Genomic DNA, 15,385 nt, shown 5'->3' on the forward strand with positions numbered 1-15,385 from the left:
GTGCGGATAGCCCGCATCTTCAACACCTACGGCCCCCGCATGAGCCCCGAGGATGGGCGCGTGGTGTCGAATTTCGTGCGCCAGGCGCTCGTAGGCGAGCCGCTGACGCTTTACGGCGAAGGGGAGCAGACGCGCTCCTTCTGTTATGTCGACGACCTCGTAGAGGGACTGGTGCGGCTCATGGCGTCGGCTGTGGAAGGGCCCGTGAACCTCGGCAACCCCGGGGAGTTTACCGTGCGGGCACTGGCCGAGATGGTGCGTGAACTGACGGGCTCCGCGTCCCCCCTCGTGCACCGGCCCTTGCCCCCCGACGACCCGCGCCAGCGCCGCCCCGATATCGCCCGCGCTCAAAGCGAGTTGGGATGGATGCCCAGCATCGACCTGCGTCAAGGCCTCCAGCGCACCATCGACCACTTCCGCGAGGAGATGGCGCAAGCAGAACGGGCATTGAGGGTCGGGTAACAGCCATGCGCAGCACCGTTCTGGTCACCGGGGGCGCCGGATTCATCGGCTCCCAAGCCTGCCGCCTGCTGGCCGAGCAGGGGTGGAGCCCAGTCGCCTTTGACAACCTCTCGACGGGGCACCGTGATGCCTTAGGCGAGATCCCCCTTGTGCGGGGGGATGTCCGTGATGCCCCCGCAGTCGCTGCCGCCTTGGACCGCTACGATGCCTCCGCCATCATTCACTTCGCGGCCAAGGCCTATGTGGGTGAATCCGTGGTTCAGCCTGCGGACTACTGGGACAACAATGTGGGCGGGATGATCGGCCTGTTGGCGGGAGCGCGGGCAGCAGGGGTGACGCGCATCGTTTTCTCCTCCACCTGCGCGACCTATGGTGTGCCCGGGCGGCTTCCTATCCGCGAGAACGACCTCCAGAGGCCGATCAACCCCTATGGGCACACCAAATTAGCTTGCGAGCAGATGCTGCGCGACCATGAGGTGGCGTACGGCACGCGCCATGTGGCGCTGCGCTACTTCAATGCCGCCGGGGCCGACCCCTGGGGCCGCATGGGCGAACGGCACGAGCCCGAGACACATCTGATCCCCCTCGCGCTCCGGGCAGCATCGGGTCAAAGCGGGCCGCTGCGCATCTTCGGCACCGACTACGACACGCCGGACGGAACCTGCATTCGCGACTACATCCACGTCCACGACCTCGCCCGCGCGCACCTGCTGGCCCTGCGCCATCTAGAGGAGGAGGGCGAAAGCCTTGCTCTCAACCTGGGCAGCGGACGCGGCAGCTCGGTCCGCGATATCGTCGCCGCTGTGGAGACTGTGACCGGGCGCGCCGTGCCAGTGATCGAGGAAGCCCGCCGTCCGGGTGATCCGCCCGTGTTGACCGCCGACCCGACCCGCGCGGCCGAATCTCTGGGTTTTAGAGCCGAGATGTCAGACCTTGCGACCATTCTGCGGCATGCCGCCCCCTGGTTCGGGCATGAGGGACGGCATGAGCAGGCAGCCTGACTCGTTGGCTCCGATCCTGACCGGGGGACGTCAGAGGCTTCAAATCGGGCTGGCTTTGCTCTGGGCTGTCGCCTGCCTAACATTCTGGGTCTGGTGGCTTGAGCCTGCCCACGTCGTAGGAACCGGTCGCTTCGTGCTCGTCTCAGGGCTATTGGGCTGGGTGCAAGTGCTTGGCCTCTGGTACGTGGCCTTCACGCTGCGGGCCGTGCGCTCCATTGCGCCCGACCCAGTGTCGGGTCGGTGGCGCGTTGCCATGATCACCACCAAGACCCCGTCCGAGCCTTGGTCCGTCGTCCGCCGCACCTTGAACGCGATGCTGGCGCAAGACCATCCGCATGACACATGGCTGGCGGACGAAGACCCGTCCGCCGAGACACTGGCGTGGTGCGCGGCACATGGGGTGAGGGTGTCGTGCCGCAAGGGCGTTGCGGAGTACCACCGCGCAACCTGGCCGCGGCGAACCCGGTGCAAGGAAGGAAACCTGGCCTACTTCTACGACCATTGGGGCTATCGCGACTACGACATCGTGAGCCAGCTCGACTCGGACCACATGCCCCAGCCCGGCTACCTGCGCGAGGTGTTGCGTCCCTTTGCTGACCCGGCCGTGGGTTATGTCAGTGCCCCATCTATCTGCGCGGCGAACGCGCCGGAGAATTGGGCTGCGCGAACCAGGCTTTACGCTGAGGGACCATTCCACGGCATCCTCCAGGCCGGCTATACTAACGGGCTTGCCCCCATGTGCATCGGCTCGCATTACGCCGTCCGCACTGTGGCCTTGTCTGAAGTCGGTGGTTTGGGGCCCGAGCTCGCCGAGGATCACTCAACGACGTTGCTGCTGAATGCGGGGGGCTGGACAGGCGTACACGCCATCGACGCTATCGCCATAGGCGATGGCCCGGCCACGGTGGGCGACATGGTCACGCAGGAATTCCAGTGGTCGCGCAGCTTGGTGACGCTGCTGTTGCAGTACACGCCACGCTATCTCGGGCGGCTGCCCTGGCGGCTTCGGGCGCAGTTCCTGTTCTGCCAGCTGCTCTACCCGATCTTCGCCATCACCATGGCTGTTATGTATCTCCTACCAGTGTCTGCCGTTGTGCTGGATATCCGCTACGTGGATGTGACCTGGCCGGCTTATGTGCTTCATGCCGCCCCGCCGGCTCTGCTTCTGCTAGCTATTTCTTGGGTGCAGAAGTCCTCGGGCCTGTTTCGGCCGGTCGACGCTCAGATCCTGGGCTGGGAGAAAGTGCTGTTCGTCCTGCTGCAATGGCCTTGGGTTGCCTGGGGCTGCTTGATGGCGGTCCGTGACTGGTTGTCAGGACGCTTCGTGGACTTCCGCATCACGCCCAAGGGCGAGGCTGCGCGCGGGCGACTGCCCACCCGCGTCCTGTTGGTTTACGCGGCATTGGCGCTGGGCTGCCTGTTGCCCGTACTGGCTGTGGAACGGCTGGACGTCGCGAAGGGCTTCTACGCCCTCATACTGGTCACAGGCCTTCTCTACACAGCGACGGTAGTTGTCATCGTCCTGCGCCACCTTTCCGAGAATGACTGGGCTTTTGTTGGTCGAGTCAAGGATGCGGCCGTTCAGTTCGGCATTCTGGCGACATTGGCCCTCCTGGCAGGATTCACGACCTCGGCGAGGCTGGCTGAAGGGGTCTACGGCCTGTCGATCGGGGCAGGCCGTATCAACCCCGTCGAAGCTCGGTTCCAAGTGGCTGGTGCAGGAGGCGGGATGGCGGGACGGCTGAGCTACGAATGGGCCATCCCCTGGAACTGAGACGGCCTAACCGCGCGACGGGAGACTTGGTGATTATGAGTGTATACATGCGAGCCTTCTACTTAACCCTGCTAGCTAGCCTGAGCGCACAGCCTGTCTCGGCCGCCCCGCCGGGTGCAGTCCCATTTGGGGCTTACGACCCTTCAGGCACTTTCGAAAACGACGCAGAGGTGTCGATCGAGCATGTGTTCCTTCCCTGGGAAGATGTCTCGCTCTCATCCCTCATCTCCGCAGACCAGTACGCCTTGGAGCGAAACCGGGCGCTTCTCATCACCGTGGAGCCCTGGACATGGACCCAGGACGAGAGAAACACGCCTCAAGCTCTGCGCGACGCTATCCTAAGCGGCCGCTATGACAGCAATATGCGTGAGATCTGCGAAGTCGCAGATACGTTGCAAAGCCCGGTCTCGATCCGCTGGGGGCACGAGATGGAGGATGACGACGGCCAGTTCATCTGGGCGGGTTGGGCGCCCCAGGACTACATCGCTGCCTATCGCCGCATGGTGGAGGTGTGCCGCGCGGCGGCGCCCCGGACCCGTTTTGTCTGGTCGCCGCTAGGACACGTGAACCTGACGGAATACTACCCTGGCGCTGATGTCGTCGACATCGTGGGCCTGTCGATCTTTGGCTTCCAAACGTTCGAACACGACATCCTGGGCCGGGAGCTTCGGTACGAGGATCTGCTTCGAGAGCGCTACGCTCGTGTGGCGCCCTTCCGTAAGCCCGTCATAGTGGCGGAGTTAGGCTACACCGGGAACGCCGACTACGTGCAGGCCTGGGAGGACGCAGTGCGAGTGCCTCATCCCGAGATGGCCTACCTTGTCGGCGTCGTCTACTTCAACCAACAAGAGGTCTACCCTTGGCCGAACGGCTACGGATACCCTGACTGGCGTGTGACAGAGCGGGTAACAGCGTCGCCGACTGAGTCAAAGGTCAACGCATCGAAGTCGAGTGAGGCTCACTGCACAGCACGCCTCAGCATCCTCATCAGCTATTTAACCGGTATCTGCACCTCAGCTCAATGACTCATCGTCGACTGTAGAACGCACACGACGATCTGATCGAGGGTGAAATCCCAGCCCCCGCACTCTGGGCTGAGGATACGCTCGCCCCGCGAGTTCATCGCACAACCGCCTGAGTGTCTGGTCAAATAGCGGCCAGATCAGCCGGTGAACCTGATTTCTCAGAAAATGATCAGGTCATCGGCTAGGGCACCGATGTTCGACACGCCTGCCACATGCAGCACCGAAGTTCCAAAGTCGACGATCACAACGCCGGACTCGAGACTGGCACCTCTCAGAATACTCGCTACGGTTCTCGGACTTCCACCCCACAACGCGTCATCAATCCAGATCTCGTCCACGTTGTTGACGAAATCGCAAATCCGGTCCTGGCCTGTGGAGAATACGAAGCGGTCAGCACCCGCTCCACCCCACATCTGATCCGCTCCGCCTGCGCCATCCAGCGTATCTGCCCCAACTCCGCCGTATAGGTGATCGGTTCCCGGCCCGCCGATCAGACGATCCATGCCAGCCCCGCCCTCTAGACGATCGGCACCATCTCCGCCTTTCAGGGTGTCATTGCCATCTGCCCCCAGAAGGCGGTCATTGCCTAAGAGGCCAGAAAGAATGTTATCAGCGGAGTTTCCAGTGAGCTGGTTGGCGAGACGGTTTCCAGTTCCTGAGACGGCAGAAGCACCGCTCAGAAACAAGTTCTCTATGTTCTCTGCTAGAACAGTCCCGACGCTCGACTTGACTTGGTCCGTTCCTGCATTGGCGAGTTCAACGATGACATCTCCGGAATGGCCGATGACATAGAGGTCATCTCCCAAGCCGCCCTCCAGCCGGTCTCGATCCGCACCGCCGTCCAATGTATCCGAGCCTGCGCCACCTTTCAGTGTGTCGTAACCCTTTCCACCTGCAAGCCGATCGTCTCCTCCTAAGCCAACCATAACGTCAGCTCTGCCTGATCCAGTGAGACTGTCAGCGTTCACCGTGCCGAAAACACTGAGTGGCGCAGTATTCAGATCGAGGAATGTTTGCCCAACTTCCGTCAACTCGCCCACTGAATTGAAAACACCGCTGTTGAGGTGCCAGTTGTCGCCGCCCTCATAGGCAGAGAACCAGGCATGCCGCTCCACAAAAGTCAGGTCATCCATCATCTCGGTGCCAGCACGAGCAAACTCGGCTTGCTCAGTCGCTGAGAACCGTCCCGGATTGTCCCAATCAGCAAGGGTCCACTCTGTGACCCAAACAGGTCTGCCGTACTGCTTGTGAACTGCTTCAAGAAAAGCCTTGAACTCGTCGACGTCGCCAGTTGTCGAATAATAATGCACCGCGATGAAATCGACGCGCAGACCGCTGGCCTCAGCTCCAGCCATAAATTGGCCAAGCCAAGAGTCAGGTCCTAACGTTTGATCCATCGTCGCCGCCGGGGACCCGAGCCTCAGGCCAGTCGCCTGCAACTGAGGCCATAAGTCCAGAGCTTGCTTTACGCTGAGATCGGCCTGGCGGGCATTGTCCGGCTCGTTGAAGCCCAGAAGCGTGGTGGTGCCAGTGGATCGCACTCTGGCGAGAGCCTCTTGTGTGACGTCCCGTTCATCCCAGCACATCGCCACGAACGAGGACGTCTTTTGGGCGGTATCGTAGGTCCATAGATCCCATTCGCTCCAAGTATAATGCCATCCAAAACTCAGTTTGTTCAGATCATTCAGTGCGGTGCCTTGGCTATCCCGTTCCCAAGTGCCCAAGCCAATCTTTTCAGGGTTCTCGATAGTCATAAATCACCACCGGATAAGGACCGTGAAAGCCCGATGTGTTAGGCTTACAACGCACCTCGATCGAAGGTAGAGCTAACTGTGGTGGCAATTTAGATTATAAGATTCGGTTGAAATACCCTTACAGTTTTCTGTTCTTTATGCTCTGTTTATTCTACTATCCACAGAGTTAAATAGTAAAAAATCAATGCGGAATACAAGCCATATCAATAGCTTGCCAACCTGTCTGCCTTACGCGCAGAGGCCAAGTTCTCTTCTTCATTACTGTTTTAATATGGTTGGCTGACTAAATCATGGTTCCTCAGAGATCAACTATTCTGGCGAAATGGTCGATGAAGGAACGAGTGGCTAAGATCTGTCTGATCGTTCTGGCAACCTGATGGGATCCAGGCAGAAGCTGGCCCTGACCTAGGAACCTGGTCCAGATTGAAAGGTATCCTTGCAGTGGGGGCCGTCTGACGCCGATGGGGGAGGTCGGGTAAGACCCTGAGCTTATGGCAGGCTCTAAGGTCATATTGCAGGTGGAGGTTCTCTCGGCATCCGACTGGGCTCGGCGACGGCTCGGCGGCACGGGATCTCGCGCTCCTTGCTGACGCGCTGGCGCCGGGAGTTACGGGCGGGGCTGCTGATGGCGGAGGAGCGGCCCGGGTTTACACCTTTGCAGATCGCGCCGGATGTGCCGCCGCCATCTCCAACGAAGGCACCGACATGCGCTTGGGCATGAACAGCCTGGCGCTGAAGGTTCGGGAAGGCTTGGGTCCTCCGCCCTAGGGTTCGCTGAGACACTTCAGACGGCTTATTGAAGCCGACCGGAGGTGTTGAGATGACAGATGGGAAGCACGAAGGAGCCGCGGACGCGGAGACCTCGGGGATCGGAGCGGCCGCGGCTCCGGGCCGGGAGCGGCGAATGACGGCAGGCCGCAAGCGCGACGCGGTTCTGCGGCTTCTCCGGGGCGAGCCCCTGGAGATCGTGGCCCGCGAACTGGCGGTGACGGCGGCGGACCTGAGCGCCTGGCGCGATGCGTTCCTGGAAGCCGGAGCTGCGAGCCTGAAGTCGCGGGAGCGGGACGACCGCGACGAGACGATCGATCGGCTCCGGACCAAGGTGGGCGAGTTGACGATGGACAGGGAGCTGCTCCAGGCCAAGATCGACCGGCTGGAGGCCGGGGGTGGCGGCGTCCCTTTTGGACCGCGGAAGTCGAAGCGATGAGCGCCGCCGTCTCGATCTCCACGCACCGGCCCTACGGCCTGACCCGGGTCTGTCGGGTATGGGGTGTGTCACGAGCCGGCATCTACCGCGGCCGCCGGGTGATCGTGCCATCCATGCCGCGACGCCGACCAGGGTCGCAGGGCGTGATGCCGGACGCGGCTCTGGTCGAGGCGATCCGGGGCGTGCTCCTCGCCAGCCCCTTCCATGGCGAGGGCTATCGCAAGGTCTGGGCCCGGCTGCGCCACGGGGGCTTACGCACCTCCAAGGAGCGCGTGCGGCGCCTCATGAGCGAGAACGGCCTCTCGGCTGCAACGCGAGTGGGCTCTCCCCGCAGCCCGCGCAACCATGACGGAACGATCATCCCGGAAACGGTCGACACGATGTGGGGCACCGATATGACGACGGCCTACACCACCGAGTATGGTCAGGTCGCCGTCTTTGTCGCGGTCGATCACTGCTCGGCCGAATGCGTCGGCCTCCACGCGGCCCTTCGTGGCACCCGGTTTGAGGCGCTCGAGCCGGCCCGGCAGGGCGTCGTCGAGCGCTTCGGAGCAGTGGAGAAGGATACGGCTCAGGGCCTCAGCATCCGCCACGACCATGGAAGCCAGTACATGTCGCACGACTTCCAGAAGGAGATCGCCTGGCTCGGCGCCATATCCTCTCCCGCCTTCGTCCGTGCCCCTGAAGGGAACGGCTGCGCCGAGCGCTTCATCCGGACGCTGAAGGAGAACCTGCTCTGGGTCCGGACCTTCCGCACCGTCGAGGAACTCCGGCTTGCCCTGCTCGACTTCAGACGGACCTACAACGAACACTGGCTGATCGAGCGGCATGGCCACCGCTCGCCCGCCCAGTTCCGCCGCGACCAGATGGACACCATGCCACTGGCCGCCTAATCGCAAACAGGTGTCTCAAGATCCGGGGGCGGTACATGGGGCGCGACCCGCACGCGGGCGCGATCTTCTGCTTCCGTGGCCGGAGGGGCAACCTGGTCAAGCTCCTGTGGCACGATGGCGTGGCGTGCGATACCGAGTGGGCCACCTTTGTCCGAAGCACTTGGCCGGCGACAAGGCCGGCACCACAGGGCCAAGGACTGTCAGGGATCTTGTGCGGGGGCCATGAGGATGGATCGGAAAGGATCATCACATGGCTATCGACAAGGACTTGCTGGACCGGCTGCTGGAGGGGCGCGACCCCTCCGAGTTGTTTGCCCGTGATGGGCTGTTGGACGACCTGAAGAAGGCGCTCTCCGAGCGCGTCCTGAACGCCGAGCTGGACGAGCACCTGGGCGCGGAGCATGGCGAGGCGGAGGCATCCCGCCGGCCGAACCGGCGTAACGGGACGTCGCCCAAGATGGTGCTGACTGGCACGTCCAAGGTGCGCCTGGACATTCCGTGCGATTGAGCGGGGACGTTCGATCCGCAGCTGATCGCCAAGTACCAGCGGCGCTTCCCCGACTTCGACGACAAGGTCGTGTCGATGTACTCGCGGGGCATGAGCACGCGGGCAATCCGTGACCATCTCGAGGAGCTCTACGGGATCGACGTGTCACCGGACCTCATCTTGGCGGTGACGAGCGCGGTCCTGGAGGAGGTGGCCGAGTGGCAGGGCCGCTCGCTCGACGCCTGCTACCCGTTGGTGTTCCTGGACGCGATCCGGGTGAAGATCCGCGACGAGGGGTTCGTGCGGAGTGAGCCAGCGAGGCGCCACCGGTTCAAGCCCGCCGGCGAGCGCCATCTACGTCGCCCTCGGCATCCTGCCCGACGGCACCCGCGAGATCCTGGGTCTTTGGATCGAGCAGACCGAGGGGGCCAAGTTCTGGCTGCGGGTGATGAACGAGCTGAAGGCCCGCGGCATTCAGGACATCCTCATCGCCGTCACCGATGGGCTGAAGGGCTTCCCTGAGGCCATCAACGCCGTCTTCCCCGACACCGTTGTCCAGACCTGCATCGTTCATCTCGTCCGCCATTCCCTGGACTTCATCTCCTGGAAGGACCGCAAGGCGGTAGTTCCTGAGCTGCGCGCCATCTACCGCGCCCGGAACACTGAGGCGGGTCTGGCGGCGCTCGCGGCCTTCGAGGCCGGGCCCTGGGGCACGAAGTACCCCGCCGTCGCACCCGCCTAGCGGCGGAACTGGGATCGCATCATCCCGTTCTTCGCCTTCCCCGAGGCGGTGCGCCGGATCGTTTACACCACGAACTCCATCGAGGCGCTGAACTCCAAGCTGCGTCGCGCGGTCCGGGCCCAGGGGCACGTCCCCAATGACAAGGCGGCCACCAAGTGGCTCAACCTCGTCCTCAACCGCGCGGCCGCCGACTGGAAGCGACCATCGCGGGAGTGGATCGAGGCCCAGACCCAGTTCGCCATCACCTTCGGCGAGCGGTTCCGGACCAACTGAATGCAACCAGTCCCCGCACAGAATTCCTGACAGTCCTCAGGGCCAGTATCTGCTTGTCTACCCCGTCCTACATCCAGCCTATCATCCAACGTACAAGGGCGGCAACATGGGACAGGCTCTGGCATTCGGCATCCGATCCGATTGGCAAACCCGATTTCAGATGACTTCTATGGTTAACTAGTCTATACATCTCTAAGTTGATTCCTGAGCCACGTGATTGCCTCCTGGCTGCTGGAGGGTAAATCCCTTTCTGTTGGGATTGAAACGTCGTGATGGTTGTTGACGTGCTATAGTCGTGAGGTGACCCGATGACGGTTCATGTACAGACGCTCCAGTTCCTGGCCCTTCTAACCCTACCGCTGGTTCTTACCCTGCGAGAGGTGCGTCTGGATGAAGCCCAGGTGCGGGTTCGGTGTATGGGTCGCCTAAGCTTTTGGGCCGTTTACGCGAGTGTTGTCATAGGACTGTGGATCTGGACCGCAACCTCATGACTGACTCGGCATCCTCATCAGCCACCTGACTGGTACCTGCACCTCAGCCCAGTGACACGACCACTCTCATCCGTCTCTGCTTTTGAGGCGATGAGAACCTCAGGTCCTTGTACAATCATGACGAGGTCGCCGCCTGTGTACACGACCCCCTCCTCCGTCGGCGTATATCTCATCGCAGTGTTACGGCCCCTGAGGCGAAGTGTGGCGTCTTCCTCGTTCCAGGCGATCTGAGCCAGCCGTCCGTCCCAACACTGGTAGGTTGAGAACGGAAGGCCATCAACACCGTCTGCAAGGGGAAACACGTCAAACTCGGCTTCTTCACATCCAGCAAGAAGCAACGTGGCCAAAACAGCCGAGTTGAAGTGTCTCATCATCATGCCCGTGTCCTGCTTTGTGACGTCGTCCCGCGTCTCGGCTAGGTTGCTCTGAGGACGTCGTCAAGGAAGCAAGGCCATGCTGACGCTGGTTGATATGGTCTGGTGGTTCAACTGCGCCACCTGCAAGTCACGGCGCCGGAAAGCCACCTCACAACCAACTCTATAAGTCCTGAGAGCCTCAGCCGCAGATCATTGGCTGTCGGGGATCCCATCTGGTGGTTGCGGATCGGGCGCAGCCACAAAGTGGCCGCATCTCGACCACAGTTCGGACCAATCGTCTCAGGAAGGAACTCCGACAGCAGTCTGAAGGCCTGCTGATCTCATGATCGGACCTAGAAGGGGATCCTCGTTGCTTACCAGTTCTTCGTACACCGTCAGCGCTCAGATCACTGGAGTGCTTGGCGATCTTGCAGTCCATCCCGTGATCCAACACGCGCCGGGCGATGACGTCACCCCGGTCACCCTTACGCTCACGCGGGGCGGCGTCTTGGACCTCTCCGGCTGGCTGGGACCTGTGGGGATCTTTCTGACCTACTCAGGTTCAGGGCTGACGGCAGACCTGGACGTCACCACTGGATCAGGCAACGACCACCTGAATAGCCTCACAGGCAACATCACCTTGCATGCGGGTGAGGGTGACGACCGCGCTCAGGTCATCGGCGGCTCCAACACGCTGTTTGGTGGTGCTGGCGCCGATGTGCTGTTTGCGACGGATGGCACCAACCTCATGTACGGGGGAGCCGAGAGTGACTATCTTGAGGCGCAGGGCGGCACCAACACGTTGCAGGGCGACGAGGGTGCGGATTGGCTCTATGCCACTGGTGGCACGAACCTGATGCTGGGCGGAGGAGACGGGGACGTCCTCGTCGCTGCGGGCGGAGTCAACACGCTGCACGGCGACGGAGATGCTGACTATCTCTACGCTTATGACGGGGTCAACGAGTTCACCGGCGGCGAAGGTGCCGACTACCTCGAGGCACAGGGCGGCACCAACACGCTGCAGGGTAACGAGGGAGCCGATCGCCTATACGCCACCGATGGCGCCAACCTGATGCTGAGTGGGGCGGATGGTGACGTTCTGGTTGCCGCGGGCGGAACGAACACGCTGCACGGCGAAGACGGGGCCGACTACCTTTACGCCTATGACGGGACCAACGAACTCGTCGGAGGCGAGGGCTCTGACTATCTTGAGGCTCAAGGCGGCATCAATACGCTGCAGGGCGATGATGGCATCGATCATTTGTATGCCACAGACGGTTTCAATGTTCTCCAAGGTGGCACGCAAGGGGACCATCTTTGGGTTGAGGGCGGCACCAACACGTTGCAGGGTGATGATGGCGCTGATCGGCTGTACGCCACCGGCGGCACCAACCTGATGTTGGGTGGGGCGGATGTCGACGTCCTCGTCGCGGCGAGCGGGATCAACTCACTGCATGGAGAGGACGGGGCCGACTACCTTTACGCCTACGATGGCCTCAATGAGCTGACCGGGGGCGAAGGCTCCGACTACCTCGAGGCGCAGGCTGGCACCAACACGCTGCAGGGCAACAACGGCGCTGATCGGCTGTACGTCACCGGGGGCACCAACCTGGTGATGGGCGGGACTGGAAGCGACTCCCTTACCGCAGACGACGGGAGCAACACGCTCCAAGGGGGTGGCGGGACTGACACCCTCTTTGCTCATGGGGGCACCAACGAACTCGTCGGTGGCGACGGGGCTGATCGACTGGTCGCGACGCGCGGAACCAACCTGCTGCTGGGCGGAGAGGGGAGCGACTCTATAACTGTAACAAGCGGCACCAACACGCTGCAGGGCGATGGTGGTGTTGATCGTCTCTATGCTCATGGCGGCACCAATGTGCTTATGGGCGGCGAGGGAGCCGATCAGCTGGTCGCAACCGGTGGAACCAACCTCATGTGTGGCGGGGCTGGTCGTGACACGCTCAGCGGTGGAGCCGGCAGCGACTCCTTCCAGTTCCTGGCTCCACAGGACGGCGGCGATGTCGTGACCAATTTCCTTAATACGGCAAGGGGCGACGATAGCATTCTCATCGACGCAGCCGGGTTCGGGGGCGGCCTTGTGGCAGGCGTCCTCTTGGGCACTCAGTTCCAGACCCGCACTGACAACCTTGCTCAGGACACAGACGATCGCTTCATCTTTCGCACGACAGACACAACGCTTTGGTTTGACCGCAACGGCACTGAAGCGGGCGGGCTGATGCTTGTGGCGGACCTGCAGGCCGACGCCAGCCTGACGAACGCGGATATCCTGATCGTATGAGGGCTCCGACACTCACAAGGTGCGGCTGAGAGAAGGGCCTTGAACCGCGCCGGGTTTGCCGGAGGCCGGTTGGTCTTAGCTACGCGGCCAAGGCGGATTGCTCCAGAGCCGCGTAGAAGTTTGCTTCGGCCTCGGCCGGCGGGATGTTTCCGATCGGCTCAAGGAGGCGCCTGTTGTTGAACCAGTCCACCCATTCGAGGGTGGCGAACTCCACGGCCTCGTAGCTGCGCCAGGGTCCACGCCGATGGATCACCTCGGCCTTGAACAGGCCGTTGATCGTCTCGGCCAGAGCATTGTCGTAGCTGTCGCCGACGCTCCCGACCGACGGCTCGATGCCGGCGTCTGCCAATCTCTCGGTATACTTGATGGACAGGTATTGGCTGCCCCTGTCGCCATGATGGACCAGCCCCATGCCTTTGGCGGGCCGGCGTTGATGGACGGCCTGCTCCAGGGCATCGAGAACGAAGCCCGCGTGCGCCGATGGGCTGACCCGCCAGCCGACGATCCTGCGGGCAAAGGCGTCGATCACGAAAGCTACGTAAACGAAGCCCTTCCAGGTCGCGACATAGGTGAAGTCGCTGACCCAGAGCATGTTGGGGGCAGCCACGCGGAACTGCCGGTTCACCTTGTCCGAGCCGGGCAAGGCACTTTCTTGTCCGGGATTGTCGTCCTGTGTGGCCTGCCCCGGATAACGCCTTGGAGCCCCATGTCCTTCATGAGCCGTGCCACTGTGCAGCGGGCCACCACAAAGCCTTCCCGGCCCAGCTGACGCCAGACCTTGCGGACGCCGTAGACGCGCCAGTTCTCCTCGAACACCCGCAGGATCTCAGGCCGCAGCGTCTCGTCGCGCAGCGCACGATCGGACAAGCGGGCCGGGTCCGCCCGCTTCGCCAGATGATCATAGTAGGTGGACGGGGCAATCCGCAGAAGACGGCAGATCGGCTCGACCCCGTGTGTCCCTCGATGGGCGTCGATGAACGACACCATCACTTCGACCGGCGGTCGAGCTTCGCCATCACAAAATACGCACTCGCCTTGCGCAGGATCTCGTTGGCCTGGCGCAACTCCCGGTTCTCGCGCTCCAGCGCCTTCAGCCGATCTGCCATCTCGGTAGGGATGCCGGCCCGGCGGCCGGTCTCCACCTCGGCCTTCTTCACCCACTCGTTCAACGTCTGCGCCGCACAGCCGATCTTGGCCGAGATCGACACGATAGCGGACCAACGAGAGACATGCTGGCCCTCGTGATCCAGCACCATCCGCACCGCGCGCTCGCGCACTTCAGGAGAAAACTTGTTCGTCGTCTTGCTCATGGGCTTCACCCTACTCAGGAGTTGAAGCCTCCGGCAAACCCGGCGCGGTTCACCTCACCCGTTTCGTTCGGAACAGGCGGTGCCCCACTCCATCGTATATACGGCGCCGCCGCGTGAGGGCTTAGCAAGAGCAAGCAATGAGCGAAGCGAGGGCGTGCCTCAAAGTAGGGTTGACCTAGCTCATTGTGTGACGCTGCACCAAAGGATATCAACAAAAATTAGCGATACGTCCGAGCCTATAGGGCGCCCAAAGGAGATATCGATAATGATCCCTGCCCAGTGTCGTGCTGCCCGCGGACTTCTGAATATTACACAGTCGGCTTTGGCCGATGCGGCGGCTGTGGGACTGACAACTGTGGTCGATTTCGAGAAGGAACGGCGTCAAGTCGGGCGGTTCTCAGTGAGCTTCATCCGTAGAGCTCTCGAAGCCGCTGGCGTAGTCTTCATCGAGGAGAACGGCGGGGGGCCGGGGGTGAGGCTGCGGAAGGTCGGGTCGGATGGTGGGACATGAGCCTGTAAGGCCGGCCCATCTTGCGTCCTTCTCGCTTGGCTCTCTCGCGGCCCTCGCTCGTCCTGACGCGGATCAGCTCGCGCTCAAACTCCGCGAGGCCCGCTAGCACCATCAGCATGAGCCGGCCGTGCGGGGTGGTGGTGTAGCCCATGGATCGGCAAGGGAACGGAACATGGCGCCCTTGTCGGCCAAGCTTCCCAGCACGTGCAGGAGATCCCGCGTGGAGCACGCCGACCGGTCAAGCCGGGTCACCAGCACCACATCGCCGAGTTGCATGTCCTTCAGGAGCTTAGCGAGCTGTACCCGGTCGCGTTTCGATCCCGAGGCGGTCTCCCGGTATACCCTCGTCGTCCCCGCTGCCCTGAGCTGCTCCACCTGAAGCCCGAGTGCCTGACCGTCCGTGCTCACCCGCGCATAGCCTCAAACGCAGGGTGAAGGATCGTCGGAAAGGTCGCCGGAGGGCTCGAGTTCTGCATGGGACATACGGACAGGCTAAGCTCTCGAAGAGGTTACGTCGAGCAGTCGAATAGTGAAACGAAAGATCTGCTCTCAAGCGGGACAAGTTTGGCGGCTCAGTTCTGAGCGGACGACGCCGATCGGGTGCGGGAGTTCTCTACCTGCTTGGGTTGGTCCTCGATGAAGTCAGCCAGGTGCCGAGTGACTTGGTGAACCAACTCGGTCCGGAGCATGGTAAGGCCCTGACCAGTCGGTCAAAGCAGCAGCCTCGCAAGCTGATGGACTCTGCCAGGGCCCGCGTGACCTAAAGAGGCTGCTCACGACCCTCCTCCGCGCGCATC

The 15,385-nt window shown here is 62.2% G+C and carries 8 protein-coding genes, 4 pseudogenes and 1 other annotated feature; of the genes and pseudogenes, 8 read left to right on the top strand and 4 right to left on the bottom strand.

Annotation, left to right across the window (positions count from 1 at the left end; translation table 11 throughout):
* From FHG66_RS10370 to FHG66_RS10385, 4 genes are all read left to right on the top strand, one after another.
* Positions 1-462 (top strand): NAD-dependent epimerase/dehydratase family protein (locus FHG66_RS10370; protein WP_139076695.1); only part of this gene is annotated, 462 nt, incomplete at its 5' end.
* A gap of 5 nt (positions 463-467) precedes the next feature.
* Entirely contained in the window at positions 468-1,463 is a 996-nt protein-coding gene (galE, locus tag FHG66_RS10375) for a UDP-glucose 4-epimerase GalE (protein WP_139076696.1), read from the top strand.
* The gene (locus FHG66_RS10380) at positions 1,447-3,237 is read left to right on the top strand and encodes a glycosyltransferase family 2 protein (protein WP_246082548.1); all 1,791 of its coding nucleotides are present in this window, start codon (positions 1,447-1,449) and stop codon (positions 3,235-3,237) included. Before galE ends, FHG66_RS10380 begins: the two co-directional genes overlap by 17 nt.
* A gap of 170 nt (positions 3,238-3,407) precedes the next feature.
* Positions 3,408-4,262: a glycoside hydrolase family 26 protein gene (locus FHG66_RS10385; RefSeq protein WP_246082549.1), complete on the top strand. Its 855-nt coding sequence runs from the start codon at positions 3,408-3,410 to the stop codon at positions 4,260-4,262.
* A gap of 158 nt (positions 4,263-4,420) precedes the next feature.
* Here FHG66_RS10385 and FHG66_RS10390 read toward each other — a convergent pair whose 3' ends face one another.
* Complete coding sequence (locus FHG66_RS10390) at positions 4,421-6,016, bottom strand: glycosyl hydrolase (RefSeq protein WP_139076698.1); 1,596 nt, start codon at positions 6,014-6,016, stop codon at positions 4,421-4,423.
* 583 nt (positions 6,017-6,599) lie between these two features.
* On the opposite strand from FHG66_RS10390, the gene FHG66_RS10395 reads away from it, so the two are divergent.
* The 3 genes and pseudogenes from FHG66_RS10395 (at position 6,600) to FHG66_RS10410 (ending at position 9,618) form a co-directional block, all read left to right on the top strand.
* The gene (locus FHG66_RS10395) at positions 6,600-6,737 is read left to right on the top strand and encodes a hypothetical protein (protein WP_246082550.1); all 138 of its coding nucleotides are present in this window, start codon (positions 6,600-6,602) and stop codon (positions 6,735-6,737) included.
* Positions 6,738-6,836: 99 nt separating this feature from the next.
* A pseudogene (locus FHG66_RS10400) lies at positions 6,837-8,116 on the top strand (IS3 family transposase).
* A gap of 250 nt (positions 8,117-8,366) precedes the next feature.
* Positions 8,367-9,618, top strand: a pseudogene (locus FHG66_RS10410) (IS256 family transposase).
* Positions 9,619-10,126: 508 nt separating this feature from the next.
* Here the strand turns inward: FHG66_RS10410 and FHG66_RS10415 are convergent.
* The gene (locus tag FHG66_RS10415) at positions 10,127-10,486 is read right to left on the bottom strand and encodes a hypothetical protein (protein ID WP_139076699.1); all 360 of its coding nucleotides are present in this window, start codon (positions 10,484-10,486) and stop codon (positions 10,127-10,129) included.
* A 421-nt stretch (positions 10,487-10,907) separates the two neighbouring features.
* Between FHG66_RS10415 and FHG66_RS10420 the strand changes: the two genes are divergently transcribed.
* Positions 10,908-12,767: a calcium-binding protein gene (locus tag FHG66_RS10420; RefSeq protein ID WP_176556192.1), complete on the top strand. Its 1,860-nt coding sequence runs from the start codon at positions 10,908-10,910 to the stop codon at positions 12,765-12,767.
* Positions 12,768-12,846: 79 nt separating this feature from the next.
* Here FHG66_RS10420 and FHG66_RS10425 read toward each other — a convergent pair.
* Both FHG66_RS10425 and FHG66_RS23075 read right to left on the bottom strand, forming a co-directional pair.
* Positions 12,847-14,077: pseudogene (locus tag FHG66_RS10425) on the bottom strand (IS3 family transposase).
* Positions 13,680-13,796 (bottom strand) — a sequence feature (AL1L pseudoknot). It overlaps the preceding pseudogene by 117 nt.
* 443 nt (positions 14,078-14,520) lie before the next feature.
* Positions 14,521-14,996: pseudogene (locus tag FHG66_RS23075) on the bottom strand (recombinase family protein).
* Positions 14,997-15,385 lie beyond the last annotated feature (389 nt).

The sequence above is a fragment of the Rubellimicrobium rubrum genome (assembly GCF_006152115.1).
Taxonomy (GTDB): Bacteria; Pseudomonadota; Alphaproteobacteria; order Rhodobacterales; family Rhodobacteraceae; genus Rubellimicrobium; species Rubellimicrobium rubrum.

Excerpts from the sequence above, each read along its gene's own strand:
- FHG66_RS10415 (WP_139076699.1), bottom strand. The coding sequence starts at position 10,486 with ATGATGATGAGACACTTCAACTCGGCTGTTTTGGCCACGTTGCTTCTT.
- FHG66_RS10390 (WP_139076698.1), bottom strand. The coding sequence starts at position 6,016 with ATGACTATCGAGAACCCTGAAAAGATTGGCTTGGGCACTTGGGAACGG.
- galE (WP_139076696.1), top strand. The coding sequence starts at position 468 with ATGCGCAGCACCGTTCTGGTCACCGGGGGCGCCGGATTCATCGGCTCC.
- FHG66_RS10380 (WP_246082548.1), top strand. The coding sequence starts at position 1,447 with ATGAGCAGGCAGCCTGACTCGTTGGCTCCGATCCTGACCGGGGGACGT.